The following is a 758-nucleotide window of genomic DNA, read 5'->3' as shown; positions in this document are numbered from 1 at the left end:
TACGGGCATAGTAATGGATGGTGAGCTGGTGATTCGGTGGAGTTATAGTAGTAATCAGTATGAATCCTCTACGATCGCTTCGCTGGGGGATCAATATATAGGCGAACTGGAGTTACTGATCAGCCATTGTGTCGAGCAGTCAGCGCGGGGGTCGCAGCGGAGTCCGTCGGATTATGGATTGAGTGATGCGATGAGTTACCGGGAGCTGGATGCTTTCCTGGATGAGGAGTCCAATGGGGAGTTAGATGATATTATTAAATTTTAAGATAAGATAATGGAAACTAAAGAATTTATAAATTATATAGGGAAGCTCAATTTTTATTTAATTGTTGAGAACGGGCATCTTATTTTAAAAGCTGACAGAAAAAAAGTAACAGCAGAGTCCATAAATGCCATAAAGAATAATAATAAAGTTATAAATTATATTAAACAACATAAGCTAGCCTTAATCAAATATATTTCTGAGAATGAAGAACAAACTGATAAAAAACGTTCAGAGAATGTCTTAAGTATATACCGTTTGAGCAGTTTACAGGAAGGTATATTGTTTGAGAGTTTGTATTCGTCAGGTGAAGGGGCATATGTACAGCAGATGCGTCTTGGTCTGAGCGGGCTGGATAAGTCCTCGTTTGTTCGTAGCTGGGCGCGGTTGGTAGCGGGACACAGTATATTACGGAGCGGGTTTTATTATGACAAGTTCAGGATCCCGGTACAATGTGTATACCGGGAAGTTGAGATACCTGTAGAGGAATATGATT

Annotated in this window: 2 protein-coding genes; both read left to right on the top strand. The window is 40.1% G+C overall.

Going from position 1 to position 758, the window contains the following annotated elements:
• The coding region (locus AC1DRQ_RS31970; protein WP_477430252.1) for a hypothetical protein at positions 1–265 on the top strand (265 nt) is incomplete at its 5' end.
• 9 nt (positions 266–274) lie between these two features.
• Positions 275–758: condensation domain-containing protein (locus AC1DRQ_RS31965; RefSeq protein ID WP_477430250.1), on the top strand; the 484-nt coding region annotated here is incomplete at its 3' end.

This window comes from Mucilaginibacter sp. P4_E8 (genome assembly GCF_056401495.1).
The sequence above is the reverse complement of the archived record's forward strand: the minus strand, read 5'-3'. Positions and strand labels throughout refer to the sequence as shown.